Annotated in this window: 23 protein-coding genes; 13 read left to right on the top strand and 10 right to left on the bottom strand. The window is 72.4% G+C overall.

What is annotated here, in order from left to right:
• From BLV76_RS17525 to BLV76_RS17515, 3 genes are read left to right on the top strand one after another with little or no spacing between them, the layout of a single operon-like run.
• On the top strand, positions 1 to 723 hold the full coding sequence (locus BLV76_RS17525; RefSeq protein WP_139306617.1) for an LppX_LprAFG lipoprotein: 723 nt from the start codon (positions 1 to 3) through the stop codon (positions 721 to 723).
• Positions 720 to 2453: an MFS transporter gene (locus BLV76_RS17520; protein ID WP_090970672.1), complete on the top strand. Its 1734-nt coding sequence runs from the start codon at positions 720 to 722 to the stop codon at positions 2451 to 2453. The genes BLV76_RS17525 and BLV76_RS17520 overlap by 4 nt, the downstream gene beginning before the upstream one ends.
• 43 nt (positions 2454 to 2496) lie before the next feature.
• Positions 2497 to 2991, top strand: coding sequence for a beta-class carbonic anhydrase (locus BLV76_RS17515; RefSeq protein ID WP_217630381.1), 495 nt, complete (start codon positions 2497 to 2499; stop codon positions 2989 to 2991).
• 3 nt (positions 2992 to 2994) lie between these two features.
• Here BLV76_RS17515 and BLV76_RS17510 read toward each other — a convergent pair whose 3' ends face one another.
• On the bottom strand, positions 2995 to 5067 hold the full coding sequence (locus BLV76_RS17510; RefSeq protein WP_090970668.1) for a DNA gyrase/topoisomerase IV subunit B: 2073 nt from the start codon (positions 5065 to 5067) through the stop codon (positions 2995 to 2997).
• Positions 5068 to 5361: 294 nt separating this feature from the next.
• On the opposite strand from BLV76_RS17510, the gene BLV76_RS17505 reads away from it, so the two are divergent.
• The gene (locus tag BLV76_RS17505; RefSeq protein WP_217630380.1) at positions 5362 to 5616 is read left to right on the top strand and encodes a DUF7455 domain-containing protein; all 255 of its coding nucleotides are present in this window, start codon (positions 5362 to 5364) and stop codon (positions 5614 to 5616) included.
• Positions 5617 to 5701: 85 nt separating this feature from the next.
• Here the strand turns inward: BLV76_RS17505 and BLV76_RS17500 are convergent, their stop codons facing one another.
• Positions 5702 to 6250 carry a TetR/AcrR family transcriptional regulator gene (locus tag BLV76_RS17500; RefSeq protein ID WP_090970664.1) on the bottom strand — a complete coding sequence of 183 codons (549 nt, stop codon included), beginning with the start codon at positions 6248 to 6250 and terminating at the stop codon, positions 5702 to 5704.
• 110 nt (positions 6251 to 6360) lie between these two features.
• Here BLV76_RS17500 and BLV76_RS17495 point away from each other — a divergent pair, with 110 nt between their 5' ends.
• The 3 genes from BLV76_RS17495 to BLV76_RS17485 all read left to right on the top strand — a co-directional run bounded on the left by BLV76_RS17495 (position 6361) and on the right by BLV76_RS17485 (position 9222).
• Entirely contained in the window at positions 6361 to 7839 is a 1479-nt protein-coding gene (locus BLV76_RS17495; RefSeq protein ID WP_245734731.1) for an MFS transporter, read from the top strand.
• A gap of 68 nt (positions 7840 to 7907) precedes the next feature.
• The gene (locus tag BLV76_RS17490) at positions 7908 to 8384 is read left to right on the top strand and encodes a DUF456 domain-containing protein (RefSeq protein WP_090970662.1); all 477 of its coding nucleotides are present in this window, start codon (positions 7908 to 7910) and stop codon (positions 8382 to 8384) included.
• A gap of 10 nt (positions 8385 to 8394) precedes the next feature.
• Positions 8395 to 9222, top strand: a complete 828-nt coding sequence (locus tag BLV76_RS17485; RefSeq protein WP_090970660.1) for a DMT family transporter — start codon at positions 8395 to 8397, stop codon at positions 9220 to 9222.
• Positions 9223 to 9240: 18 nt separating this feature from the next.
• Here the strand turns inward: BLV76_RS17485 and BLV76_RS17480 are convergent, their stop codons facing one another.
• Entirely contained in the window at positions 9241 to 9786 is a 546-nt protein-coding gene (locus BLV76_RS17480; RefSeq protein WP_090970659.1) for a hypothetical protein, read from the bottom strand.
• An 83-nt stretch (positions 9787 to 9869) separates the two neighbouring features.
• On the opposite strand from BLV76_RS17480, the gene BLV76_RS17475 reads away from it, so the two are divergent.
• Positions 9870 to 11021, top strand: coding sequence for a CapA family protein (locus BLV76_RS17475; RefSeq protein ID WP_090970657.1), 1152 nt, complete (start codon positions 9870 to 9872; stop codon positions 11019 to 11021).
• Here the strand turns inward: BLV76_RS17475 and BLV76_RS17470 are convergent.
• The gene (locus tag BLV76_RS17470; protein WP_090972892.1) at positions 11018 to 12073 is read right to left on the bottom strand and encodes a M28 family metallopeptidase; all 1056 of its coding nucleotides are present in this window, start codon (positions 12071 to 12073) and stop codon (positions 11018 to 11020) included. The genes BLV76_RS17475 and BLV76_RS17470 overlap by 4 nt on opposite strands.
• 82 nt (positions 12074 to 12155) lie before the next feature.
• On the opposite strand from BLV76_RS17470, the gene BLV76_RS17465 reads away from it, so the two are divergent.
• Genes BLV76_RS17465 through BLV76_RS17450 form a run of 4 tightly spaced genes read left to right on the top strand, consistent with a single transcriptional unit; the run spans position 12156 to position 16061 of the window.
• On the top strand, positions 12156 to 13184 hold the full coding sequence (locus BLV76_RS17465; protein ID WP_175539728.1) for an ABC transporter substrate-binding protein: 1029 nt from the start codon (positions 12156 to 12158) through the stop codon (positions 13182 to 13184).
• 11 nt (positions 13185 to 13195) lie between these two features.
• Positions 13196 to 14218 carry a FecCD family ABC transporter permease gene (locus BLV76_RS17460; protein WP_175539727.1) on the top strand — a complete coding sequence of 341 codons (1023 nt, stop codon included), beginning with the start codon at positions 13196 to 13198 and terminating at the stop codon, positions 14216 to 14218.
• The gene (locus BLV76_RS17455) at positions 14215 to 15291 is read left to right on the top strand and encodes a FecCD family ABC transporter permease (RefSeq protein ID WP_245734730.1); all 1077 of its coding nucleotides are present in this window, start codon (positions 14215 to 14217) and stop codon (positions 15289 to 15291) included. Before BLV76_RS17460 ends, BLV76_RS17455 begins: the two co-directional genes overlap by 4 nt.
• Entirely contained in the window at positions 15288 to 16061 is a 774-nt protein-coding gene (locus tag BLV76_RS17450) for an ABC transporter ATP-binding protein (protein WP_090970652.1), read from the top strand. The genes BLV76_RS17455 and BLV76_RS17450 overlap by 4 nt, the downstream gene beginning before the upstream one ends.
• Before the next feature lie 28 nt (positions 16062 to 16089).
• On the opposite strand, the gene BLV76_RS17445 is transcribed toward BLV76_RS17450, so the two are convergent.
• From BLV76_RS17445 to BLV76_RS17425, 5 genes are all read right to left on the bottom strand, one after another.
• Positions 16090 to 16704 (bottom strand): TetR/AcrR family transcriptional regulator, encoded by a 615-nt coding sequence (locus BLV76_RS17445; RefSeq protein ID WP_090970650.1) that lies wholly within the window; start codon positions 16702 to 16704, stop codon positions 16090 to 16092.
• Between the two features lie 7 nt (positions 16705 to 16711).
• Positions 16712 to 18007 carry an SGNH/GDSL hydrolase family protein gene (locus BLV76_RS17440; protein ID WP_217630379.1) on the bottom strand — a complete coding sequence of 432 codons (1296 nt, stop codon included), beginning with the start codon at positions 18005 to 18007 and terminating at the stop codon, positions 16712 to 16714.
• 146 nt (positions 18008 to 18153) lie between these two features.
• Positions 18154 to 19644, bottom strand: coding sequence for an RNA polymerase sigma factor (locus BLV76_RS17435; RefSeq protein WP_090970647.1), 1491 nt, complete (start codon positions 19642 to 19644; stop codon positions 18154 to 18156).
• Between the two features lie 117 nt (positions 19645 to 19761).
• Positions 19762 to 20343: an HhH-GPD-type base excision DNA repair protein gene (locus tag BLV76_RS17430; RefSeq protein WP_090970645.1), complete on the bottom strand. Its 582-nt coding sequence runs from the start codon at positions 20341 to 20343 to the stop codon at positions 19762 to 19764.
• A gap of 43 nt (positions 20344 to 20386) precedes the next feature.
• On the bottom strand, positions 20387 to 20788 hold the full coding sequence (locus BLV76_RS17425; RefSeq protein WP_090970643.1) for a universal stress protein: 402 nt from the start codon (positions 20786 to 20788) through the stop codon (positions 20387 to 20389).
• A 126-nt stretch (positions 20789 to 20914) separates the two neighbouring features.
• Between BLV76_RS17425 and BLV76_RS17420 the strand changes: the two genes are divergently transcribed.
• Positions 20915 to 21400, top strand: a complete 486-nt coding sequence (locus tag BLV76_RS17420; RefSeq protein WP_245734729.1) for a hypothetical protein — start codon at positions 20915 to 20917, stop codon at positions 21398 to 21400.
• 19 nt (positions 21401 to 21419) lie between these two features.
• Here BLV76_RS17420 and BLV76_RS17415 read toward each other — a convergent pair whose 3' ends face one another.
• Positions 21420 to 22883 carry a glutamate-cysteine ligase family protein gene (locus tag BLV76_RS17415; RefSeq protein WP_090970641.1) on the bottom strand — a complete coding sequence of 488 codons (1464 nt, stop codon included), beginning with the start codon at positions 22881 to 22883 and terminating at the stop codon, positions 21420 to 21422.
• Positions 22884 to 22889 lie beyond the last annotated feature (6 nt).

Here is a 22889-nt window from a genome sequence, read left to right as displayed (position 1 = left end):
ATGTCCCGCCGCCTGCACACCCGACAGAGGGGCCTCGCCGTGGCCACCTCCGCACTCCTGCTCGCCCTCCCGACGCTGGCCGCCTGCTCCGGCAGCGACTCGCCGGCCGAGGAGGGGAAGTCGCCCGAGGACGTGCTCGCCGAGGCGTCGGCCACGCTGGCCGGGACGACCGGCGTCGAGCTGACGCTGGCGACGGGAGCCCTCCCCGATGGCGTCTCGGGCATCGCCAACGCGACCGGCACGATCACCGACGCGCCGGCCTTCGAGGGCACCATCTCGGTGGTCTTCGCCGGCCAGAACGTCGACGTGCCCGTCATCGCCGTCGACGACACGGTCTATGCCCAGCTGCCGTTCACGCCGGGCTGGAACAAGGTCAACCCCCAGGAGTACGGCGCCCCCGACCCGTCCCAGCTCATCGGCGAGGACGGGTTCCCGGGCCTGCTGACGCTCACCGAGTCGCCCGAGGTCGGCGAGAGCGTGCGCGGCGGCGCGGACAACAAGGAGGTCCTCACGACCTACTCGGGCACCGTCCCCGGTGACGCGATGGACGCGGTGATCCCGTCCTCGGCCGGGGACTCGTTCGACGTGGAGTGGCAGGTCACCGACGACGGCGAGCTCCGCAAGGCCACCATGACGGGTGTCTTCTACCCCCACACCGACCCGATGACCTACACCGTCGACTTCGCCGACTACGGCACCGAGAAGGACATCACCGCCCCGTGAGCCAGCGCCTGCTGCTCGCCCTCGCGGCGGTCGCGGTCGCCTTCGCCGCCGCCGACACCTACGTCGTCGTGCTGGCGCTGCCCGACATGATGACCGGCGTCGGGGTGCCGATCGACCAGCTCCAGCGGGCCGCGCCGATCGTCAGCGGCTTCCTCCTGGGCTACGTCGCGATGCTCCCCCTCATCGGCCGGATCGCCGACCTCCGCGGCCGGGTCCCGGTGCTGGTGATGGCCCTCGTGCTGTTCGCGCTCGGGTCGCTCGTGACCACGCTCGCCTACGACATGCCGAGCATCGTCGCCGGCCGATTCCTCCAGGGCGTCGGCGGCGGCGGGCTGGTGCCGGCCACCCTCGCGCTGGTGGCCGACCTCTACCCCGTCGAGCGGCGCGGCGTGCCGCTGGGCGTCGTCTCCGCGGTCCAGGAGATCGGGTCGGTCCTCGGGCCGCTCTTCGGTGCCGCGGTGCTCGCCGTCTCCGACTGGCGCGCGATCTTCGCGATCAACCTCGCCGTCGGGCTGGTGCTCGCCGCCGCCATCCGGGCCGTGGCCCCCCGCGGCTCCGCGCGGCGGCGCAGGATCCCCGACCTCGTCGGCATGCTCCTCGCGCTGGTCGCCCTCGTCGCCGGCGGCATCGTGTTCGTCCGGCCGCCGGGGCTGATGCGCGACCTCACGTGGGGCCAGCTCTTCATCCCGTTCGCGGGCGACGGCCGGTGGCTCACCCCGATCGGCGCGACCGCGATCGCTGCGCTCGTGCTGCTCCTCGCGTGGAGCTGGTTCGCGCCCCGGCCGCTGCTCGACCTGCGCGGCTGGGGTCGCGTGCTCGTCGACGCCGACCTGGTCGGCGCGCTGCTCCTCGCGCTCGCCCTCGGTGGCGTGATCCTGGCCTTCGCCACGGCCGATCCCAAGATCGAGGTGTTCTCCCCGCGCGGTCGCTGGTACCTCCTCGGCGCGTTCGTCGCGGCGGTGGCCTTCACCTGGCACGTACGCCGCGCCGCCACCCCGCTCGTGCCCCGCGGCGCCCTGCGTCGTACGCCGGCGTGGGGCGCGTTGCTGGTCAGCTTCTTCGTGGGTGCCGCGCTGATCGCCGCGCTCATCGACATCCCGCTCTTCGCCCGCACCACCGTCTACCCCGACGACCAGCTGCCCGCGGCCCTCGTCCTGGTGCGCTTCCTGCTCGCCCTGCCGGTGGGTGCCGTGCTGGGCGGCTACCTCATCCGCGCCGTCTCCCCCGGCGTCGTCACGGCGGTCGGGATGCTGATGGCGGCGGCCGGCTTCGTGCTGATGACCCGGTGGGGACTGACCACGATCGAGGAGCCGGTCGCCAACGTCGCACTGGTCGTCGGCGGCCTCGGTTTCGGCCTGGCCCTCGCGCCGGTCAACGCGGCCCTGCTCGCCTCGACCGACGACGACTCCCACGGCGTCGCCAGCGCCTTCGTGGTCGTCGCCCGGATGGTCGGGATGCTCGTCGGCATCTCGGCCCTCACCACGATCGGCCTGCGCCGCTACTACTCCGAGCAGCTCGCGATCCCGCCGGTGCAGGAAGTCTGCGACGGCAAGAGCCGCTGCAAGGAGTTCTCCGACCTCCTCCGGGTCGCCGGGATCGCGCAGGAGCACGCCGTCTTCTGGGGAGCCGCCGGGTGCGCGGTCGTCGCCGCCGTCCTCGCGCTCGTGCTCTTCCGCCAGGTGGGCCCGACCCGGCTCAGCGTGCGCGACGCGATGGGATCCGCTGGCTGAGCGGAGCCTCCTGCGGCCACCCGGAGGCGCTAGCCTGCGTCCCGTGAGCGACTTCGACGACCTCCTCCAGGCCAACCGCGAGTTCGCGGACTCCTTCGACCTCGGCGGCTTCGACGGCAAGGCGCACGCCGGTGTCGGCCTGATCACCTGCATGGACTCGCGCATCGACCCCCTGCGCATGCTCGGCCTGAAGTACGGCGACGCGAAGATCTTCCGCAACCCCGGCGGCCGGGTCACCCCCCAGGCGCTCGAGGCGCTCGTGCTCGGCGTGCACCTGCTCAACGTCCAGCGGATCCTCGTGGTCCCCCACACCCGCTGCGCCATGGCCTCGGCCTCCGAGGCCGAGCTCCGCGTGCGGGTCGGCGAGTCCGCCGGGGTCGACGCCAGCTGGGCGTCGTTCGGCGTCGTGACCGACCAGCTCGACCAGCTGCGCCAGGACGTCGCCAAGGTCCGCACGCACCCGCTCATCGGCGACCGCGTCAAGGTCGGTGGCTTCGTCTACGACGTCGACACCGGGCTCATGACCCAGCACGTGTGACAGCTAGGCGTCCAGGGACTCCACGTCGACCTCGTAGGCCCCCTGGACGATGAACTCCTTGCGGGGAGCGACGTCGGAGCCCATCAGCAGGTCGAAGACGCGCGCAGCCTCGTCGACGTCGTCGATCGTCAGCTTGCGGAGCGTGCGGTGGCGCGGGTCCATCGTGGTCTCGGCCAGCTGGTCGGCGTCCATCTCGCCGAGGCCCTTGTAGCGCTGGACCGGCTCCTTCCAGCGCACGTTCTTCCGCTTCAGGTCGGCGAGCCGGCGCTGCAGCTCGGCGTCGGAGTAGGTGTAGATGTACTTGTCCATCCCCTTCTTCGGGTTGGACAGCTCGATGCGGTGCAGCGGCGGGACGGCCGAGTAGAGCCGCCCGTCGCGCACGAGCTCGGGCATGTACTTGAAGAACAGCGTCGCGAGCAGGCAGCGGATGTGGGCGCCGTCGGAGTCGGCGTCGGCCATCAGGATGATCCGGCCGTAGCGCGCCGCCTCGAGGTCGAACGTACGTCCCGAGCCGGCCCCGACGACCTGGATGATCGAGGCGCACTCGGTGTTCTTCAGCATGTCGCCGACGGTGGCCTTCTGGACGTTGAGGATCTTGCCGCGGATCGGCAGCAGCGCCTGGAACTCGCTGCTCCGCGCCGCCTTCGCGGTCCCCATGGCCGAGTCGCCCTCGACGATGAAGAGCTCGGTGCGCTCGGTGTCGGTGCTGCGGCAGTCGAAGAGCTTGGCCGGCAGCGCGGACGACTCGAGCGCGTTCTTGCGGCGCTGGTTCTCCTTGTGCTGGCGGGCCGCGAGCCGGGTCTTGGACGCGCCGGCGACCTTCTCCATCAGCAGCTTGGCCTGCGCCTTCTCGAGCCGCTTGGTCGAGGTCAGGAACGCCTTGAGCTCGCCGGCCACGACCTTGCGCACCACGCCGCGGGCGGCCGGGGTGCCGAGAATCTCCTTGGTCTGGCCCTCGAACTGCGGCTCGGCCAGGCGCACGGTCACGACCGCGGTGAGGCCCTCGAGCACGTCGTCCTTGATGACGTCGGTGTCGGCGGCCTTGAGCACCTTGGCGCCGCGCATGGCGTCGTTGAAGGTCTTGGTCAGCGCTGCCTCGAAGCCGCCGACGTGGGTCCCGCCCTTCGGCGTCGCGATCACGTTGACGAACGAGCGCACCTCGGTGTCGTAGGCCGTGTCCCACCGCACCGCGACGTCGACGGTCAGCTCGCGCTCGACCTCCTGGGGGGTCATGTGGCCCTTGTCGTCGAGCAGCGGCACGGTCTCGGTGAAGGTGTCGGTGCCCTGGAGCCGCAGGATGTCGGTGACCGGCTCGCCGTGGGAGAGGAACTCGACGAACTCGGCGATGCCGCCGTCGTGGCGGAACTTCTCCTCGACCATCTCGGTCGAGCGCTGGTCGCGGATGACGAGCTCGAGGCCCGGGACGATGTAGGACGTCTGGCGGGCGCGGCCGATCAGGCCGTCCATCTCGAAGCGGGCGTCCTTGGTGAAGATCTGGCGGTCGGGCCAGAAGCGGATCCGGGTGCCGGTCCTTCCCTTGGCGACGCGCTTGCCCTTGCGGGTGAGGCCGGACTGCGGGGTGAACGGGGCGGTCGGGCCGTCGCCGTCGAAGACGCCGGGCACGCCGCGCTGGAACGAGAGACCCTGCTGGGTCGGCGCACGGTCGACGTCGATGTCCATCCGCGACGAGAGGGCGTTGACGACCGACAGGCCGACACCGTGGAGGCCACCGGTCGCGACGTAGGACCCGCCGCCGAACTTGCCGCCCGCGTGCAGCTTGGTCGCCACGACCTCGACGCCGGAGAGTCCTGTCTTGGGCTCCTTGTCGGTCGGGATGCCGCGCCCGTCGTCGTAGACCTCGACCGAGCCGTCGTCGTGCAGCGTCACCTCCACGCGGTGCGCGACGCCGGCCAGGGCCTCGTCCACGCCGTTGTCGATGATCTCCCACAGGCAGTGCATCAGGCCGCGTGTGTCGGTGGAGCCGATGTACATGCCCGGCCGCTTGCGGACCGCGTCGAGGCCCTCGAGGACCAGCAGGTGCGCTGCGTTGTAGGTGTTGTCTGCGGGTGCTGCCACGGAGGTCCTGTCGTACGTGAAATCTGCCGGGGTCGGGTGCTACGAACCACTCTCGTGGAACGCCTCGACACTACCTGCGACACGCCGTACGACGACGGAGGCACGCCTGCCTCGGGTCGGGCTGCGGCCGGTCTAGCGTGGGCGTCCTCGACGGGTGCTGCTCGGCAACAGTTCGTCCACGGATGCGGACAACACCAGCGAGGACGAGTGTGACGTGATTGACTTGAGGAGTTCTCGAGCTTGAAACGCCAGCGGGGAATCTTTGCCCCACTGGCTACGTTGGGCCAGACACCGATGAACAGAAATGAGGCTGACGTGACCACTGCCACCGCACCCACCCAGGCCGTCCTGACGGCCGGTGACCGCTGCGACCGCTGCGGCGCCCAGGCCTACCTCCGCGTGGAGCTCCAGTCGGGTGGTGAGCTGCTCTTCTGCGCCCACCACGCCCGCGAGCACGGCGAGAAGCTTCGCGAGGTCGCGGCGACCGTCCACGACGAGACCCACAAGCTCGAGACCCCGACCACCCCGGTCGCGGACGACGAGGCCTGAGCAGCACCCCGCACCCCTACTTCCAGCAACGGCCCCGGAGTGATCTCCGGGGCCGTTCTGCGTGCGCGGGGCGAGCGAGGCCTGCTCAGCGGGCCATCCCGGCGGCGAGGACCTTCAGGAGCGGCTCGATCTCGCTCACCGGCTGCTCGGCGCCGTCGGCCACCGTGGCCACGCCGCCCACCAGGCGGCACACGTCCTCGGGGGTGATGCCCTCGCGCAGGACGCCCTCCTCGTGGAGGCGGTCGGTGACGCGGCTGGTCGCGTCGCGCAGCACCTTGCACTTGGGCGCGATGGGCGAGTCGGGCTGCACCATCGCGGCGGTGATCTTGGCCGCACCACCCTTGTGGAGGCTGATCAGCTCGGCGTAGGTCAGCAACCACTGGTCGAGCAGCTCGCGCGGCGGGCCCTCGAAGGCGAGGACCTTCTCGGTGGCCTCCTCGACCCGGTCGACCCACACCTGCATGACCGCGTTGACCAGGTCCTCGCGCGACGGGAAGTGCCGGTAGAGGGTGCCGGCCCCGACGCCCGCGCGCTTGGCGACGAGGTCGAGCGAGGCGTTGTAGCCCTGCTCCCGGAAGACCTCGCGGGCGCTCTCCACGATCAGGTCGCGGTTGCGCTTGGCATCGGCTCGCACGGTCACTCCTCTTGCTAAACGGAGACAGTCTCCGTATTGTTCTCGAAAGCGGAGAACTTCTCCGCCTACAGTACACCGGCCCCACGGGGTCAGAACAGGACCGATCCACCGTGACCATCCGTTCCCGCTCCGCCGCCTCGTCCACGGCACTGCCCGACGAGCTGCCGCCCGACGCCACCCGTGTCGCCACCGGCATCGCCATCGTCCTGGTCGCCCAGCTCATGCTCGTGCTGGACGCGACCGTCGTGAACGTCGCGCTCCCCCGCATCGACGCCGACCTCGGCTTCGGTCCCGCCGCGCTGTCGTGGGTGCTCAACGCCTACGCCCTCGCGTTCGGCGGCCTGCTGCTCCTCGGCGGCCGGCTCGGCGACGTCCGCGGCCGTCGTCGCCTCTTCCTCGTCGGCCTCGGCGTCTTCACCTTCGCCTCCCTCCTGGGCGGCCTCGCCCAGTCACCCACCCAGCTCGTGCTCGCCCGCGCGGCCCAGGGCATCGGTGCCGCGATGGCTGCACCCAGCGTGCTGGCCCTGCTGACCACCAACGCCCCCGACGAGGCCGCTCGCAACCGCGCACTCGCGCTGTTCGGAGCAGTCTCGTCCGGTGGCGCCTCCATCGGCCTGGTGCTCGGCGGGCTCCTCACCGACGTCGCCTCGTGGCGCTGGACGCTCTTCATCAACGTCCCGATCGGCCTCGCCGTGCTGCTCCTCACCCCGCGCTTCGTCCACGAGACCCCGCGTCGCGAGGGCCGCTTCGACGTGGTCGGAGCGCTCACGTCGACCGTCGGCGCCGTCTCGGTCGTCTGGGCACTCGTCGGTGCGCCCGAGCACGGCTGGCTCTCCGCCCGCACGCTCGGCATGCTCCTCGTCGGCGCGCTGAGCCTCGCCCTGCTCGTCCGCACCGAGCGCCGCCACCCGCACCCGCTCATCCGGCCCAGCCTCCTCGCCGACCGGCGTCGGGTCGCTGCCCTGGTCGTCATGGGCTTCGTGATCGCGGGCCAGCTCTCGATGTTCTTCCTCACCGTGCAGTACACCCAGCGCGCCCTCGGCATGGGACCGCTCGCGACCGGCTTCGCGTTCCTGCCGTTCAGCATCGGGATCTTCACGATGTCGCGACTCACGCCATCGCTGCTCGCCCGCCACGGCGCGGGCCGGCTGATCCCGGTCGGCGCGGCGCTGCTGCTCACCGGCTTCGTCCTGCTGAGCCGGGTCAGCGAGTCCTCGACTTACGTCGCCGGCGTCCTGCCCTCGATGATCCTGTCCGGCATCGGTGGTGCCCTGGTCTTCATGCCGGTCACCGCCACCGTGCTGTCCGGCGTGGAGCACGAGCACGCGGGCTCCGCCTCGGGCCTGCTCCAGACCGTGCAGCAGCTCGGCGCGGCCGTGGGCGTCGCGATCGTCGCGTCGGTCTACGCGGTCGGCGCGGAGCCCGAGAGCTTCGTCCCCGGGGCGCGCGCGGCCTACCTCACGAGCGCGACGTTCGCCGCGATCGCCCTCGTGGTCGCGCTCGCGACGCTGGCCCGGATCCGTCGCGGCGCAGCGCCGGCTCCCGAGGTCGAGGACGAGCGGGTGCCCGTGCCCGACCTGGCCGCCTGAGTCAGCTGCCTGATCTCGCGGCCTGGCCGAGCAGGCGGTGCCGGCCGGGACGTCGATAGGTTCACCTCGTGACCACACTCGACGTCCTGGTCGGCATCGCCATCGCCATCGGCATCGCCGGCATCATCGTGCCGGTGCTGCCGGGCACGCTGCTCGTCCTGGGCGCGATCCTGGTGTGGGCCGTCCAGGTCGGGACGACGACCGGCTGGGTGGTGTTCGCCGTCGCGACCGTGCTGCTCGCGGCGGGCACCGTGGTGAAGTACCTCGTCCCGGGGCGGCGGCTCAAGGCCTCCGGCGTCCCGAACCGCACGCTCCTCGTCGGCGCGCTGCTCGCCTTCGTCGGCTTCTTCGTGGTTCCGGTCGTCGGCATGTTCATCGGCTTCGTGCTCGGCGTCTACGTCGCCGAGCGCGCCCGCGTCGGCGGTGCGCAGGCGTGGCCCTCCACCGTGGGCGCGCTGAAGGCGGTCGGCGTCTCGATCCTCATCGAGCTCGTGGCCGCCTTCCTGGCCGCGGTGACCTGGGCCGTCGGCGTGGCGACCACCTGATGGCCGGCTGATGGCAGTCCTGCTCTCCCTCGTGGCCGCGCTCGCCTACGGGCTCTCGGACTTCGTCGGCGGCCTCACCTCGCGCCGTACGTCGGCCTGGCCGGTCGCCTTCGTGGGCACCGCGTCGTCGTTCGTGGGCGCCGTCGTCCTGGTCCTGCTCACCGGGGGCGACCCGACCGCGGCCGACCTCTGGTGGGGTGCGCTCGCGGGCGTCGGGTCGGGCGCGGGCGGCGCGTTCCTCTACCGCGGCCTGGCGGCCGGCCGGATGGGTGTCGTCGCGCCGATCTCGGCCGTGGGCGCGGCGCTGCTGCCGGTCGCCGTCGGGGTCGCGACCGGCGAGCGACCCGCGCTCCTCGTGTGGCTGGGGATCCTGGCGGCGGTGCCGGGCATCTGGCTGGTGAGCCGCGAGCCCGGCGGCTCCGGTGACCTCGCGGCCGGGATCGTCGACGGCGTGCTGGCAGGTCTCGGCTTCGGCCTGCTCTTCGCGGCGATGGGCCAGGTGCCCGAGTCCGCCGGCTTCGCCCCGCTCGCGGTCGCGCAGGCGGTCGGGACGGTCTGCGTGGCCGTGACGGCGACAGCGCTCGGCGGCCGCTGGGTCCCGGGCGAGCGGTCGCAGGCGTGGGGTGTCGTCGCGGGCCTGCTCGCGACGGCGGCCGCGGTCGCCTTCCTCCTCGCCACCCAGACCGGGCTGCTCACCATCGCCTCGGTGGTCACCTCGCTCTACCCCGCGATCACGATCGCCCTCGCAGCCGCCCTGCTGCGTGAGCGGATCCACGGCCCGCAGGGGCTCGGGCTGCTCCTGTGCGGCGTGGCCGTGTCGCTCGTCGCTGCTGCCTGAGCAGGTGCGGAGGCGGCGTCAGGCCGGGAGGCCGGACACGATCGGCAGGCTCCAGCGGTGCCGCTTGGGCGCCCAGTCGACGACCGGGTGCGACCCGTCGGCACGGTCGCCCATCTTCACCGACACCCGCACGGACGTGGCGTCGTCGAAGCACTCGCGGCTGATCACGGCACGGAAGACGTCGTTGCCCCACTTCGGACGGGCGTGGTAGTCACAGCTGACCCGCTCGTCGATCGCGTGCCAGCCCTTCGCCTCGGTGAGGACGTAGTCGGTGCCGTCACCGAGGCCGCTGCTGAGGACGTACTCGGCCCCCTTCGCGTCGGGGTCGGTGTCGATGAACACCGAGACCCCTGCCGCGCTCGACCGCATCAGCTCCGCGAACCGCACCTTCACCAGCAGCTTGGCGTTGCCGTAGTCGGCCTCGAGCCCGGTGATGTCGGTCAGCGAGGCGCTGGCGTCGGCCGGGTCGTCGATGCTGTAGACCTCCGCGTGCGCCGCCGGGGCTGCGACCAGGGCAGCCAGCGCGATCGTCGCGCCGACGGTGAGTGCGGTCCGAGATCTCATGGGGTCGAGTGTCGCACCCTGCACCCCCACCGCTCCACCCACGTAGGGGCGATCCCCTCCACGTCCGGTGGCACGATGGCAGCATGAGGGGGGTCGCCAGGTCGCGGGCACGACGCCCGATCCGGGCTGCGCTCCTCCTCGCGGGCCTCCTGACCACCTCCGCCTGCTCCGCGCCGGACGAGCCCGCCGCCACCGCGCCCCGCAGCGAGGCGCCGACCACGACCGCCACGCCCTCCACGGCTCCGTCGGAGGAGCCGGCCGCCGCGTCTCCGCCCCGGCCGATGACCATCGCCCTCGCCGGGGACGTCCACTTCGAGGGCGCGCTGCGCGAGCGCCTGCGTGCACCCGCGAGCGCGCTCACACCGGCCTCGACGGCGCTCCGGGCGGCCGACCTGGCCATCGTCAACCTGGAGACCTCGATCGGCTCCGGTGGTGCTCCCGACCCGGCCAAGCGGTTCACGTTCTCCGCCGGGCCCGCCGCCCTCACCGCGCTGGCCGCGGCCGGGGTCGACGTCGCCACGATGGCCAACAACCACGCCCTCGACCACGGTCGCGACCGGCTCCCGAGCACGTTCCGCGCGATCTCCGCCGCGCGGCGTGCCGACCCGTCGCTCGAGGTCATCGGCATCGGCCAGGACGCCGATGAGGCCTTCCGGCCGGCCGTCATCGAGGTCGACGGCACGAGTGTCGCCACGGTCACGGCCTCCCTCGCCGACCAGGACCCGACCGCCGACCCGACCGGCGCGTGGGCCGCCACGGACGCCTCCGCCGGGATCGCCGACGCCATCGACCCGGCGCGCCTGCTGGCAGCCGTGCGACGGGCCGACCGCGCGGCGGACGTCGTGGTGGCCTACCTCCACTGGGGCGTCCAGGGCGACAGGTGCCCGAGCGAGGACCAGCGCACCCTCGCCCGCCGGCTGGTCGGAGCCGGTGCCGACGTCGTCGCGGGCACCCACGCCCACCGGCTCCAGGGCGACGGCCGCCTCGGCCCGGGCTACGTGGCCTACGGCCTGGGCAACTTCGCGTGGTACTCCCCCGGACCCACCGGGGTCCTCACCCTCACCGTGCGCCCACCGGCCGAGTCCGCCGGCCGGGCCCGCGTCACCGCCTCGCAGTGGTGGCCAGCGGAGATCGGCGCGGACGGTCTCGCCTCGCAGGTGCGCGGGTCGGCTGCCGACGCCTTCGACGCGGAGCGTGCCGCGCTCCGCACCTGCGCCGGGCTCGGCGGGGGCTAGGCCCTCGGCGCGAGCCACGCCAGCACGACCCGGCCCACCCGCTCGAGCTGGGCCCGCTCGACGACGGACGGCACGTCTCCCGGGGAGTGGTAGCCCGCGTAGGGCGTGGAGCCGAGCCGGGCCGCCGGCAGCCCCGCCCGCACGAACGACCAGTGGTCGCTGCTCCTCTCGCGGACCTCGGCCACGGTCGGCACGCCCGCACCGCGCGCGGCGGCGAGGAGCGCCCGGTGGACCGGGTCGGGCTCCGACGCCGACTCCCTCGCCGACCCGACGGGCACCACGCTGCCCACGCCGACGCGGTCCAGCGAGACCATCCCCCGCACGGCCCCGCGCTCGGCTCGCGTGAGGGAGGCGACGTAGTGCCGCGAGCCGAAGTGGTGCAGCGCGTCGCCTGCTCCGCGCGGCTCCTCGGCACCGAAGGCGACGAGGACGACCGGGAGGCGCGTACGCCGCTCCGCGATCGCCTCGGCGACCGCGAGCAGCACACCGACGCCCGACGCGTTGTCCTCCGCACCGGGCGCCCCCGACACCGTGTCGAGGTGGGCGCCGACGACCAGGTGCGGTTCCGCGGCGTCGAAGCCGGGTGGCGCGGCGACCACGTTGGCGGACCGGCCGGCCGCGAGCGACGCACCCTGCCACGACACCCCGGCAGGTACGTCGACGCGCTGGCGGGAGACGTCGTACCCCAGTGCCGTGAAGCGGTCGTCGACCCACGCGACGGCCTCGCGGAACGCCGGGCTGGTCCCCTCACGAGGGCCGATGCGGCCCGCGAGGTGCCGGACCACGGCCGGGGCCGTCGCCGCGTCGAGGTCGTCGGGAGCGACCGGCTCTGCCGTCGGCGGCGGGCTGGGCGTCGACGTCTGCGACGGGGTCGCACTCGGGGACCGACTCGGGGGTGACGAGGACGACGACGGCTGTGACGACAGCGCGCCGGGCGACGGCACCGGTGCTCCGTCGTCGGTGCAGCCGCCGACTGCCAGCAGGGCGGGCGTCAGGGCGAGCGCGAGGCGCTGCCGTCCGGACCTCGGGTCGGACGTCGGCCGGCGGCTCATGCGTCCACACTGCCAGCCACTTCCTGATCGCGTCCGTTTTGAGGTTAGCCTTCCCTTACTCCTGTCCGGAAAGGGACGACACATGACCAGCAGATTCCGCGCCGCGGCCCTCGTCGCCGCCTCGCTCGCCCTCCCCCTCAGCGCCTGCGCCGACCCCTCGGAGGCCGAGCCCGAGACCGCCGCCGATGCGCCGAGCGGTCCCTGGAGCTTCACCGACGGCTCCGGCGAGGAGGTCGCGCTCGACGAGACCCCGACCCGGATCATCGCCCACGGCGCCGCAGCCCGGGCGCTGATGTCGTTCGGGATCAGGCCCGTCGCCATCTACGCCGACGAGTCGGTCGAGACCGACCCCAACCTGCGCGACCTCGACCTCGACGGCATCGAGATCCTGGGCGAGGAGTGGGGCAAGATCGACGTCGAGAAGGCCGCCTCGCTGCGCCCCGACCTCATCGTCGCCGACTGGTGGCCCGCCGAGGAAGCGCACTCGGGTGTCGAGGAGGGCGTCGAGGCCAAGAGCAAGAAGATCGCCGAGCTCGCGCCGATGGTCGGCGCGACGCAGGGCGACTCGATCCTCACCCTCGCCGAGACCTACGAGGACCTCGCCGAGAGCCTCGGCGCCGACGTCGACGACCCCGCGATCGCCGCCGACAAGGAGCGCTTCGAGGAGGTGCGCGCGGAGTTCGAGGAGGTCGCGACGTCCCGCGACGACCTCAGCGTCTACGCGATGTCGCCCTACGAGGACCAGGTCTACGTCGCGAACCCGGAGTACGCCCCCGAGCTGCTCGACTTCATCGCGTGGGGCCTCGACCTGAAGGCGCCCGACTCCCCCGACGCCGACTTCCCCTACTGGGAGACGCTGAGCATGGAGAACGCGGACAAGTACCAGCCCGACCTGATCCTCTGGGACGACCGCGATGACCTCGACAACGTCGGCGAGCTCAACGCCGACTACGGCAGGACCCAGCCGACCTGGTTCTCCGTCAAGGCCGCCGAGGCCGGCGCGGTGGCGTCGTGGCCGGCGTTCTGGCTGCACACCTACGGTGACTACGCCACGCAGCTCGAGGAGCTCACCGACGCGATCCGCGACGCCGACGGCGCCGTCGGCGACTGAAGGGCCCGGGAGTGTCGACCGACTCCTCACGGCGGGCCCCGCTCCTCGGAGCGGGGCTCGTCGGGCTCCTCGTCCTGATCGTCGTGCTGGCGTTCGTCAGCCTGACGCAGGGGTCGCGCGACATCGCGTTCGCGGACGCCATGCACGCCCTGCTGACCCTCCGGTCGGGCGACACCATGGACGGCACGGTGACCCTGGAGCTGCGGGTGCCCCGCACCATCCTCGGTGTCGTCGTCGGAGCTGCGCTCGGCCTGTCCGGCGCCGTGCTCCAGGGCGTCACCCGCAACCCGCTCGCCGACCCGGGCATCATGGGCATCACCTCCGGAGCCGCACTCTTCGTGGTCGTCGCGATCGCCTGGCTCGGCATCACCGACGTCCAGGGCTACGTGTGGTTCGGCATGGCCGGAGCCCTCGTCGCCACCGTGGTCGTCTACACGATCGCCTCCTTCGGCCGCGAAGGGGCGACCCCGGTCAAGCTCGCGCTCGCCGGCGTGGCCGTCACCGCGGGCTTCGGGTCGGTGACGAGCGCGGTGATGGTGACCCGCACGGACGTGCTCGACCAGATCCGGTTCTGGCAGGTCGGGTCGCTGGCGGGTCGCTACGAGCCCGTCGTGCTCGGTGTCGCGCCGTTCCTCGCGGTCGGCATCGTCGCGGCGCTCGCCTGCGGTCGTACCCTCAACGGACTCGCGCTCGGCGAGGACACCGCGCGCGGCCTGGGCATCGACGTACGACGCGCCCGCTGGGCGACCTTCGCCGTGGTGACGCTGCTCGCCGGCGCGGCCACGGCGGCATGCGGTCCGATCGTCTTCGTGGGACTGGTCATCCCCCACGTCGCGCGCTTCGTGTGCGGGCCGGACTACCGATGGATCCTCCCCTACTCCCTCGCCCTCGGCCCGATCGTCCTGCTCGTCGCCGACATCGTGGGCCGCGTGATCGCCCGTCCCGGCGAGGTCCAGGTCGGCGTGCTCCTGTGCGTGCTGGGCGCGCCCGTCTTCATCGCGGTCGTGCGATGGGGAAGGCTGGCCGAGCTGTGAGCGCGCACACCGACACCCCCACGCGCCAGCAGGCCGGGCAGCCCTCGACCCTCGACGCCCTGCGTGCCGTACGACGATCACGCTGGCGCCGCGGCCTGCTGGTCACCGCCGCCCTCGGCCTGCTCGCCCTCGGCCTGTTCGTCGTGACCCTGGTCGTCGGGAGCTTCCGGCTCAGCCTCGCCGAGGTGTTCGGCTCGGTCACCCACCTCGTCGACGACGCCGCGGTGGACTTCATCGTGCGCGACCTCCGGCTGCCGGTCGCGGTGTCCGCACTGTGCGTCGGTGCGGCCCTCGGCGCCTCCGGCACGATCTTCCAGCAGCTGCTGCGCAACCCCCTCGCCTCGCCCGACTTCGTGGGCGTCTCGGCGGGCGCCTCGGTCGCCGCGGTTGCGGGGATCGTGCTCTTCAACGCCAGCAGCCTCACCACCTGCCTGCTGGCGCTGGGCGGAGCCGTCGCCGGCTCGCTGATGATGTACCTCCTCGCCTGGCGCGACGGCGTCAGCGGCTACCGCTTCATCCTGATCGGCATCGGGGTGGCCGCGACCTTCGAGGGGATCACCGGCTACCTCCTGACCCGGGCCACCGTCTTCGACGCCCGCGAGGCGATCCACTGGCTCACCGGCACGGTCGGACGCGCGGACGACGCGCAGCAGTACACCCTCGCCGCGGCACTCGTCGTGCTCCTCCCGATCGCCGTGGCACTCCAGCGCCAGCTGCGCCTGCTCGAGCTCGGCGACGACACTGCTCGCGGGCTCGGCGGCCGCACCGAGCTCGCCAAGGTCGGTCTGATCGGCCTCGCGGTGCTCCTCGTCGCGCTCGCCACCGCTGTCGCCGGCCCGATCGCGTTCGTCGCGCTCGTCGCTGGACCTGTTGCGCAGCGGCTGCTCGGGCCCGCCGCGGGCGGCGTTCTCCCAGCCGCGCTGGTCGGCGCCGCGCTCCTGCTCGGCGCTGACCTCGTCGCGACCCAGCTCCTGCCGGTGGCCCTGCCCACCGGTGTCGTCACCGGCGCGCTCGGCGCGCCCTACCTCGTGTGGCTGCTCGCCACCGCCAACCGGGAAGGACAGGGCGGATGACCAGGCTCGCCGCGACAGGACTCACCCTCGGCTACGACGACCGCGTCGTCGTCGACGCGCTCGACGTCGAGATCCTCGAGGGCCGGGTGACCACCATCGTCGGCGCCAACGCCTGCGGGAAGTCGACCCTGCTGCGCGGGCTGGCCCGCCTGCTGAAGCCGCGCGCGGGCACGGTGCTCCTCGACGACCGCCCGCTCGACGTCCTCTCCACGCTCGAGGTCGCCCAGGTGCTCGGGGTGCTCCCCCAGACCCCCGTGGCACCCGACGGCATCACGGTCGGCGACCTCGTGGGGCGCGGCCGGCACCCGCACCAGGGCTGGTTCCGTCGCTGGACGGAGGCGGACGAGACGGCGGTGGCCGACGCGCTCGATGCGACCGGCACCGAGGACCTCGTCGCCCGGCCGCTGCGCGAGCTCTCCGGCGGCCAGCGCCAGCGCGTGTGGGTGGCGATGGCCCTGGCCCAGCAGACCGACGTGCTGCTGCTCGACGAGCCGACGACCTACCTCGACCTCAACCACCAGGTCGAGCTGCTGCGCCTGCTCCGCGAGCTCAACCACCGCAGCGGCAAGACGATCGTCGTCGTGCTCCACGAGCTCAACCTCGCCGCGCGCTTCTCCGACCACATGGTCGCCATGGCCGACGGCCGCATCGTCGCGCAGGGAGCGCCCGGCGAGGTCGTGACCGCCGACCTCGTCCGCGACGTCTTCGGGCTCGACTGTCTCGTCGTGCCGGACCCGGTCGCCGGAAGCCCGCTCGTCGTGCCGCTCTGACCGTCCGACCCCTCTGACCGTCCGACTGCTAAGCCAGACGGGCGGCGAGGTAGGCCCCCAGCATGACCTCGACCTCGGCGAGCGTCACCTGCCGCGCCGGATCACCGGCCGGGTGCCGGGCGAGCGTGTGGCGCACCGTCTCGATGCAGAGGTCGACGGCGCGGCGCAGGTCGTCGTCCGGGGTGCGGACGCCGGCGCCGCGCAGCGCCGCCGCGAACAGGTCGACCAGGTGCTCGCGCACGTGGTGTGCCGGGGAGTCGCCCCGCTCGGGGGCGAGCTCCTCGGTGAGCCGGTAGTAGCCCGGGTGCCGCTCCTGGAGGTCGGCGGCCCGCCGCACGAGCTCGGCGAGCACACCGTCCAGGTCGGCCACCGACGTGACGGCGCCCAGCGCGTCGGCGTACGCCGGGGTCACCGCGTCGAGGTAGCGCGCGGCGAGCGCGTCCGCGATCGCCTCCTTGTCACGGAAGAAGCGGTAGAGCGCGCCGACCGACAGCCCGGCGCGCGCCGCGATGCGGGTGGTGCTCGCACCGGCCAGGCCCCGCTCGCCGATCTCGTGGTCGGCGGCCAGCAGGATCGCCTCGACGGTCTCGTGCGAGCGCACCTGCTGCGGGTCGCGCCGGGCCGTGCTCGTGGGGCTGCTCATCGGCAGCTCATGACGTGCTGATCGTCCCGTCGGGCGCGCGCGTGCACCGCACCGTCGGCGCCCCTGCGGCCCATGCGCCCGAGAGGCACCGGCCCAGGGCCTGGTGGCCCGCGACGTTGGGGTGCCACGACTCCTGGCACGTCTGGTAGTAGTCAGAGCAGGTGTCGGTGACGCGCTTGATGTCGAACTTGTCGAAGGGTCCGAAGCTCGTCACGTGCACCCCGCTGGGGCCGTCCATCACGCGCAGCGGTGTCGCGAGTGCGTTGGCAGGACTGCCCGGGCTCTCGCAGAGCCGGGCGCCGTCGAAGGCGTGCTGCACGTCGAGGTAGGTGATGTCCGCGTCGGGACGCTCGGCCTGCAGGGTCGCGGCCGCACCGCCGACGATGGTCCCGAGGTTCTGGCTGAACCGGTGGGCCGGGCCCAGCGAGTCGACGTCGGCGGGGCAGCCCGCGGCGTACCTCTCGTCGACCAGCGCGCGGTACTTGTCGCGGGTGTCGCGGCGGCCGTCCTCCTCGAGGTACTGCTCGGCGTAGGCCTCGGGCAGCGGGTTGGTGTAGTCCTGCAGCACGATCCGGTGCTCACCGTCGGCGTCCACCTCGTCGAGCACGTCGAGCACCTGGCGGACGGCTGCCGTGGTCTCGGCCCGCGCGGCGTCGATCTGCGCGCCGGTGGCGAAGTCGGCGTCGGAGCAGGCCTGCTCGTTGAGCTCGGTCCCGGTGACCCAGTTGATGAAGTGGATCCACACCTCCCACCAGCCGGTGTAGCCGTCGGCGACGAAGCGCCCCGCGCACTCGGCGGCGACACCGCCGAAGGTGAACTGGCTGTTGTTCGACCCGAGGCCCAGCAGCACGAGGTCGACGTCGGACGTCTGGGCGACCTGCCGGAGCTGGTCGATCTGAGCGGCGACCGTACGACCCGCCGGACGCGCGCTGGACGCGCTGGCCATGTCGGCGGGCTGCGCGCCGGAGCAGGCCAGGTTGACCCGCTGGGCGATCCCCGGGAGGTCGGCCACCTGGATCGAGGCGTTGGCCGAGCGGTGGCAGAAGAACGGGTTGGAGTTGTCGGCCGCCCAGCCCGGGAAGCCCTGCGAGACGCCGGACTGGTCGGTCACCGCGACGTAGCCGCCGGCTCCCTCGCCGCTGATGAAGCTGTCACCCATCGCGACGGCCGTCGGCGGGAGGGGATCGGCCTGGGCCGGGGCCGCCTGGGCCGGGGCCGCCAGGGTCAGGGCCGCGGTGGCGGTCGTGGTCAGGAGCAGTGCGCCGGCCAGTGCCGCCGGTGCACGCATGAGTCGTCCGAGCATGAGCAGAGCCTCCCGAGAAGGAAACGCGAAAGAGTATTCGCGTTTCGACCCTCCACCCGGACACGCCGCCGCGTCAAGGCCCCCGGGACGGCGAGCAGCGCCGCCCCGGCCGGGACGGCGCTGCTCGTCGGATGATGCTGGCGGACTCAGTCCAGGTAGTCGCGCAGGACCTGCGAGCGGCTCGGGTGCCGCAGCTTCGACATGGTCTTCGACTCGATCTGGCGGATCCGCTCGCGGGTCACGCCGTAGACCTTGCCGATCTCGTCGAGCGTCTTGGGCTGGCCGTCGGTCAGGCCGAAGCGCATCGAGACCACGCCGGCCTCGCGCTCGGACAGGGTGTCGAGCACCGCGTGCAGCTGCTCCTGGAGCAGGGTGAACGACACGGCATCCGCCGGGACGATCGCCTCGGAGTCCTCGATCAGGTCACCGAACTCGGAGTCGCCGTCCTCACCGAGGGGCGTGTGCAGCGAGATCGGCTCGCGGCCGTACTTCTGGACCTCGATGACCTTCTCGGGGGTCATGTCGAGCTCCTTGGCCAGCTCCTCCGGGGTGGGCTCGCGGCCCAGGTCCTGGAGCATCTGGCGCTGGACGCGCGCGAGCTTGTTGATGACCTCGACCATGTGCACCGGGATGCGGATGGTGCGCGCCTGGTCGGCCATGGCGCGGGTGATGGCCTGGCGGATCCACCACGTCGCGTAGGTCGAGAACTTGTAGCCCTTGGTGTAGTCGAACTTCTCGACCGCACGGATCAGGCCGAGGTTGCCCTCCTGGATCAGGTCGAGGAAGAGCATGCCGCGACCGGTGTAGCGCTTGGCCAGCGACACGACGAGTCGGAGGTTGGCCTCGAGGAGGTGGTTCTTGGCGCGACGGCCGTCCTCGGCGATCCACTCGTACTCCTCGAGCATCTTCGGGCTGATGCGACCGCCCTTGCCGAGCTTCTCCTCCGAGAACAGGCCGGCCTCGATCCGCTTGGCGAGCTCGACCTCCATCTCGGCGTTGAGCAGCGGGACCTTGCCGATCTGCTTGAGGTAGTCCTTGACCGGGTCGGCCGTGGCACCGGCCACCATGACCTGCTGCTCGGGCTCGTCGGTCTCGTCGGCGGCGGAGACAGTGAAGGCCTGCTTCTCGTCCTCCTTGATCGACGGGTCGGCGACGACGTCCTTCTCGAACTGGTCGTCGGGGATGTCGGGCAGGACCTTCTTGCCGTCGGGACCGACGGCCGGCGCCTCGACCTCGCCGAGGTCGACGGGCTCCTCGGCGGCCTTCTTGGCCGCCGTCTTCTTCGCCGGGGCGGCCTTCTTCGCCGCCGCCTTCTTGGCGGGCGCCTCGGCGGCGGAGGCGGCAGCCTTCTTGGCCGGGGCCTTCTTGGCGGTCGACGCAGTGGTCGTGCGCTTGGTGGTCGCGGCAACGGCCCGCAGGGCCGTGGCGTCGATCTGCACCGAGATCCCGAGCTCGCTCAGGTGGCCGAGGAGCGCCTTCAGGTGCTTCGGCTCGACGCCTGCCTCGTCACTGGCACGGCGTACGTCCTCGGGGGACACGGTGCCGGTGGGGGTCGCGCTGGTAACCAGAGCGGCGATGGAGGGGTGCGAGAGCACCCCTGCTGGGAGCAACTTGCGTGCGTGTGAAGACACGAACACCTCTCGTCAAGCAACTTCGGGGCGCGGCAAGGCCCGGTGTCGTCAAGAGCCGCACCGTCATTCTGCCACGGTGGTCCCCATGCCCGGGCACCCGGTGGGTGAAGCACCCCGTGTCGGCTACGCAGGCGGCGTCGGCGCAGCGGCCTTCGCCGCGGCCTTCTTCGCCTTCTTGAAGTCGCGCACCTTCTGCAGCGAGTCGGCGTCGACGACGTCGGCGACCGAGCGGTGTCCCTCGAGGGCGTAGTCGCCCACGACGGCCTCCCAGCCCTCAGGACGTACGTCGAGCTGCTTGGCCAGCAGCGCCACGAAGATCTGGGCCTTCTGCTTGCCGAAGCCGGGCAGCGCCATCACCCGCTTCAGCAGGTCCTTGCCGTCCGCGGCCTCGGTCCACAGCCGCGAGGCGTCGCCGCCGTAGGTCTCCTCGACGATCCGGGCGACCTCCTGGAGCCGCGCGGCCATCGAGCCCGGGAACCGGTGGATCGCCGGCGGGGTGGACGCCATCGCCGCGAACGACTCGGGGTCGGCCGCCGCGATCGCGTCGGGCTCGAACGTGCCCATCCGGTCGAGCACCTTCGCCGGGCCGCGGAACGCGTGCTCCATCGGGTACTGCTGGTCGAGCATCATGCCGATCAGCAGCGCGAAGGCGGAGTCGTCGAGGACCTTGTCGGCGGCCGGGTCGCCGGTGATCTGGAAGCCCATGCCGGACATCCTCCCCGATGCGGGGCCGCCCGGACCAGTGGGACTACTGGGCCTTGACGGCCAGGACGGGGCAGGGGGCGTCGAGCAGCACGCGCTGCGCGTTGCTGCCGAGGATCAGCTTGCCGACGGGCGAGCGGCGCCGCAGGCCGATGACGAGGAGCTCGGCGTTGTTGGCCTCGGCGATGCTGATCAGGTCCTCGGCGGGCTCGAAGCCGCGCACCAGCTGGCGGATGTCGTGCTCCACGCCGGAGGACTCGAGGGTGGTGCGGATCGACGCCATCTCGTCCTCGGCGGCCCGCGCGGCCGGCCCGTCGAACTCCTGCCCACCGCGGTGCGAGTTCACCACCACGAGCTTGCTGCCCCGCAGCTTCGCCTCGTTGATGCCGGCGGCGAGGGCTGCTTCGCCCTCGGGCTTGGGGACGTATCCGACGACGACGGTGCCCATGGTGTCTCCTCTCGACGCCGCTGGCGCTTCTCCGCGCGGCTTGCTGGAACCGTAACGGAAACGCACGCCCTTGGGCAGCCTGTGGACACGCCTGGTGAGGGGTCGCGGCTGCGGCAGGGTGGTCGGGTGCCTCCTGCCGCGACGTCCCGGCCGTCGCTGCACCCTGCCCTGCAGGCACCGATCGACCGCTACACCCACGTGGTGCTGCGCCACGCCGTGCTCGACCTCCTGGAGGCGGACTCCCGGCGCCGGTTCCCGAGCGTGCTGCACGCGGGCGTGCCCGGTCGCTGCACGACCCACCCGGTCGAGCCCGGCCCGGCCGGCGCGCGGCTCGACGCGGAGGTCGACGCGGGGCTCGACGCGGGGCTCCGCGCCGACGTCGTGCTGGCCCTGCTCCGGCGGGCCTCCGTGCTCACGACGCGGCCGGTCGTCTGGCTCACCCGTCCGGGCGAGCTCACCCCGCACGACACCGACCTCCGGTGGGTCGGTCCGACGGCCTGGGCGGCCTCCGCACTCGGCTTGCCGGTCGGGCTGGTGGTGGTCACCCGCCGCGGGTGGTTCGACCCGGTGAGCGACGTACGACGGGAGTGGCGGCGGCTACGCCGGCACTGACCGTGCGACCCCCGGGGCGTCAGTCCCAGAGGTGCACCGGCTCGTTGCTGTGCATCCGCTCTCGGTAGTCGAGCAGGGCACCGCGCAGCGCGTCGAAGCGATCCGCTCCCCCGCGCTGGCGCACGCGCTCCACGAACCAGGCCGCGCCGCTGGTCTCCTGCAGGCAGCGCTGCTCGATGATCCCGAGGTAGCGGTCGCTCTCCTCCGCCGGCACGCCCCACGAGTCGAGGCCCGAGCGCGCCATCGGCAGGAGCCGGCGCACGACGAGCTCGGTGGCGCGCACCTGGCCGATGCCCGGCCAGTAGACCTGCGCGTCGACCCCGAGCTGAGCCGCGACGTGGAAGTTCTCCTCGGCGGCCGAGAAGGACATCTGCGACCACAGCGGGCGCTCGCTCTCGGCGAGGTAGCGGACCAGTCCGAACCAGAGGGCCGCGTTGGCGATCGTGTCGGCGACCGTCGGGCCGGCGGCGAGCAGCCGGTTCTCGACGCGGAGGTGCGGCACGCCCTGGGAGATGTCGTAGACCGGTCGGTTCCAGCGGTAGACGGTGCCGTTGTGCAGCCGCAGCTCGTGGAGCTTTGGGGTGCCGCCGGACTCCAGGACCTCGAGCGGGTCCTCCTCGTCGGTGACGGGCAACAGCGCCGGGAAGTAGCGGACGTTCTCCTCGAAGAGGTCGAACACCGTGGTGATCCACCGCTCGCCGAACCACACGCGGGGGCGCACGCCCTGCGCCTTGAGCTCCTCGCTGCGGGTGTCGGTCGCCTGCTCGAACAGCGGGATCCGGGTCTCGCGCCACAGCTCCTTGCCGAGCAGGTAGGGCGAGTTGGCGGACACTGCCACCTGGATGCCCGCGATGGCCTGCGCGGCGTTCCAGTAGGCGGCGAACTGGTCGGGCGAGGTCTGCACGTGGAACTGGGTGCTGGTGCAGGCGGCCTCCGGGACGATCGAGTCGGCGGTGGTGGTGAGCCGCTCGCGACCGGAGATCGCGATGGTGATGTCCTCGCCGCGGGCGGCGAGGATCTGCTCCGACAGCAGCTTGTAGCGGGGGTTGGCGCTGAGCGACTCGAGGGTCATGTGTCCCTCCGCGAGCGTCGGCAGGATCCCGATCATCACCTGGTGGGCGCCGACCTTCGCGGCCTTCTCCTCGGCGTCGTTGAGCGAGCGGCGCAGGCTGTCCTCGAACGTCGAGAGACCGCCCTCGCGCAGCTTGGCCGGGGCGAGGTTGATCTCGATGTTGAACTGGCCGAGCTCGGTCTGGAAGTCGGGGTCGGCGATGGCCTCGAGCACCTCGGCGTTCTTCAGTGCCGGGTCGCCCACCTCGTCGATGAGGTTGAGCTCCATCTCCAGGCCCGTCATCGGGTCGTCGGTGTCGAAGGCTGCCTCGCGCAGCATCCGCGCGAAGACGTCGAGGTTGCGGCGCACCTTCTCGCGGTGGCGCGTCCGGTCGGCCCGGCTGAACTCCTGCTGCGCGACCTCTTCTCCCATGTCGGC

It is taken from the genome of Nocardioides exalbidus (genome assembly GCF_900105585.1).
GTDB lineage: Bacteria > Actinomycetota > Actinomycetes > Propionibacteriales > Nocardioidaceae > Nocardioides > Nocardioides exalbidus.
The sequence above is the reverse complement of the archived record's forward strand: the minus strand, read 5'-3'. Positions and strand labels throughout refer to the sequence as shown.

Bases quoted from the DNA above. Each gene is read 5' to 3' on its own strand.
- BLV76_RS17525 (WP_139306617.1), top strand. From the start codon at position 1: ATGTCCCGCCGCCTGCACACCCGACAGAGGGGCCTCGCCGTGGCCACC.
- BLV76_RS17505 (WP_217630380.1), top strand. From the start codon at position 5,362: ATGAACAGAAATGAGGCTGACGTGACCACTGCCACCGCACCCACCCAG.
- BLV76_RS17485 (WP_090970660.1), top strand. From the start codon at position 8,395: ATGGCAGTCCTGCTCTCCCTCGTGGCCGCGCTCGCCTACGGGCTCTCG.
- BLV76_RS17480 (WP_090970659.1), bottom strand. From the start codon at position 9,786: ATGAGATCTCGGACCGCACTCACCGTCGGCGCGACGATCGCGCTGGCT.
- BLV76_RS17475 (WP_090970657.1), top strand. From the start codon at position 9,870: ATGAGGGGGGTCGCCAGGTCGCGGGCACGACGCCCGATCCGGGCTGCG.
- BLV76_RS17470 (WP_090972892.1), bottom strand. From the start codon at position 12,073: ATGAGCCGCCGGCCGACGTCCGACCCGAGGTCCGGACGGCAGCGCCTC.
- BLV76_RS17465 (WP_175539728.1), top strand. From the start codon at position 12,156: ATGACCAGCAGATTCCGCGCCGCGGCCCTCGTCGCCGCCTCGCTCGCC.
- BLV76_RS17450 (WP_090970652.1), top strand. From the start codon at position 15,288: ATGACCAGGCTCGCCGCGACAGGACTCACCCTCGGCTACGACGACCGC.
- BLV76_RS17445 (WP_090970650.1), bottom strand. From the start codon at position 16,704: ATGAGCAGCCCCACGAGCACGGCCCGGCGCGACCCGCAGCAGGTGCGC.
- BLV76_RS17440 (WP_217630379.1), bottom strand. From the start codon at position 18,007: ATGCTCGGACGACTCATGCGTGCACCGGCGGCACTGGCCGGCGCACTG.
- BLV76_RS17430 (WP_090970645.1), bottom strand. From the start codon at position 20,343: ATGGGCTTCCAGATCACCGGCGACCCGGCCGCCGACAAGGTCCTCGAC.
- BLV76_RS17425 (WP_090970643.1), bottom strand. From the start codon at position 20,788: ATGGGCACCGTCGTCGTCGGATACGTCCCCAAGCCCGAGGGCGAAGCA.
- BLV76_RS17415 (WP_090970641.1), bottom strand. From the start codon at position 22,883: ATGGGAGAAGAGGTCGCGCAGCAGGAGTTCAGCCGGGCCGACCGGACG.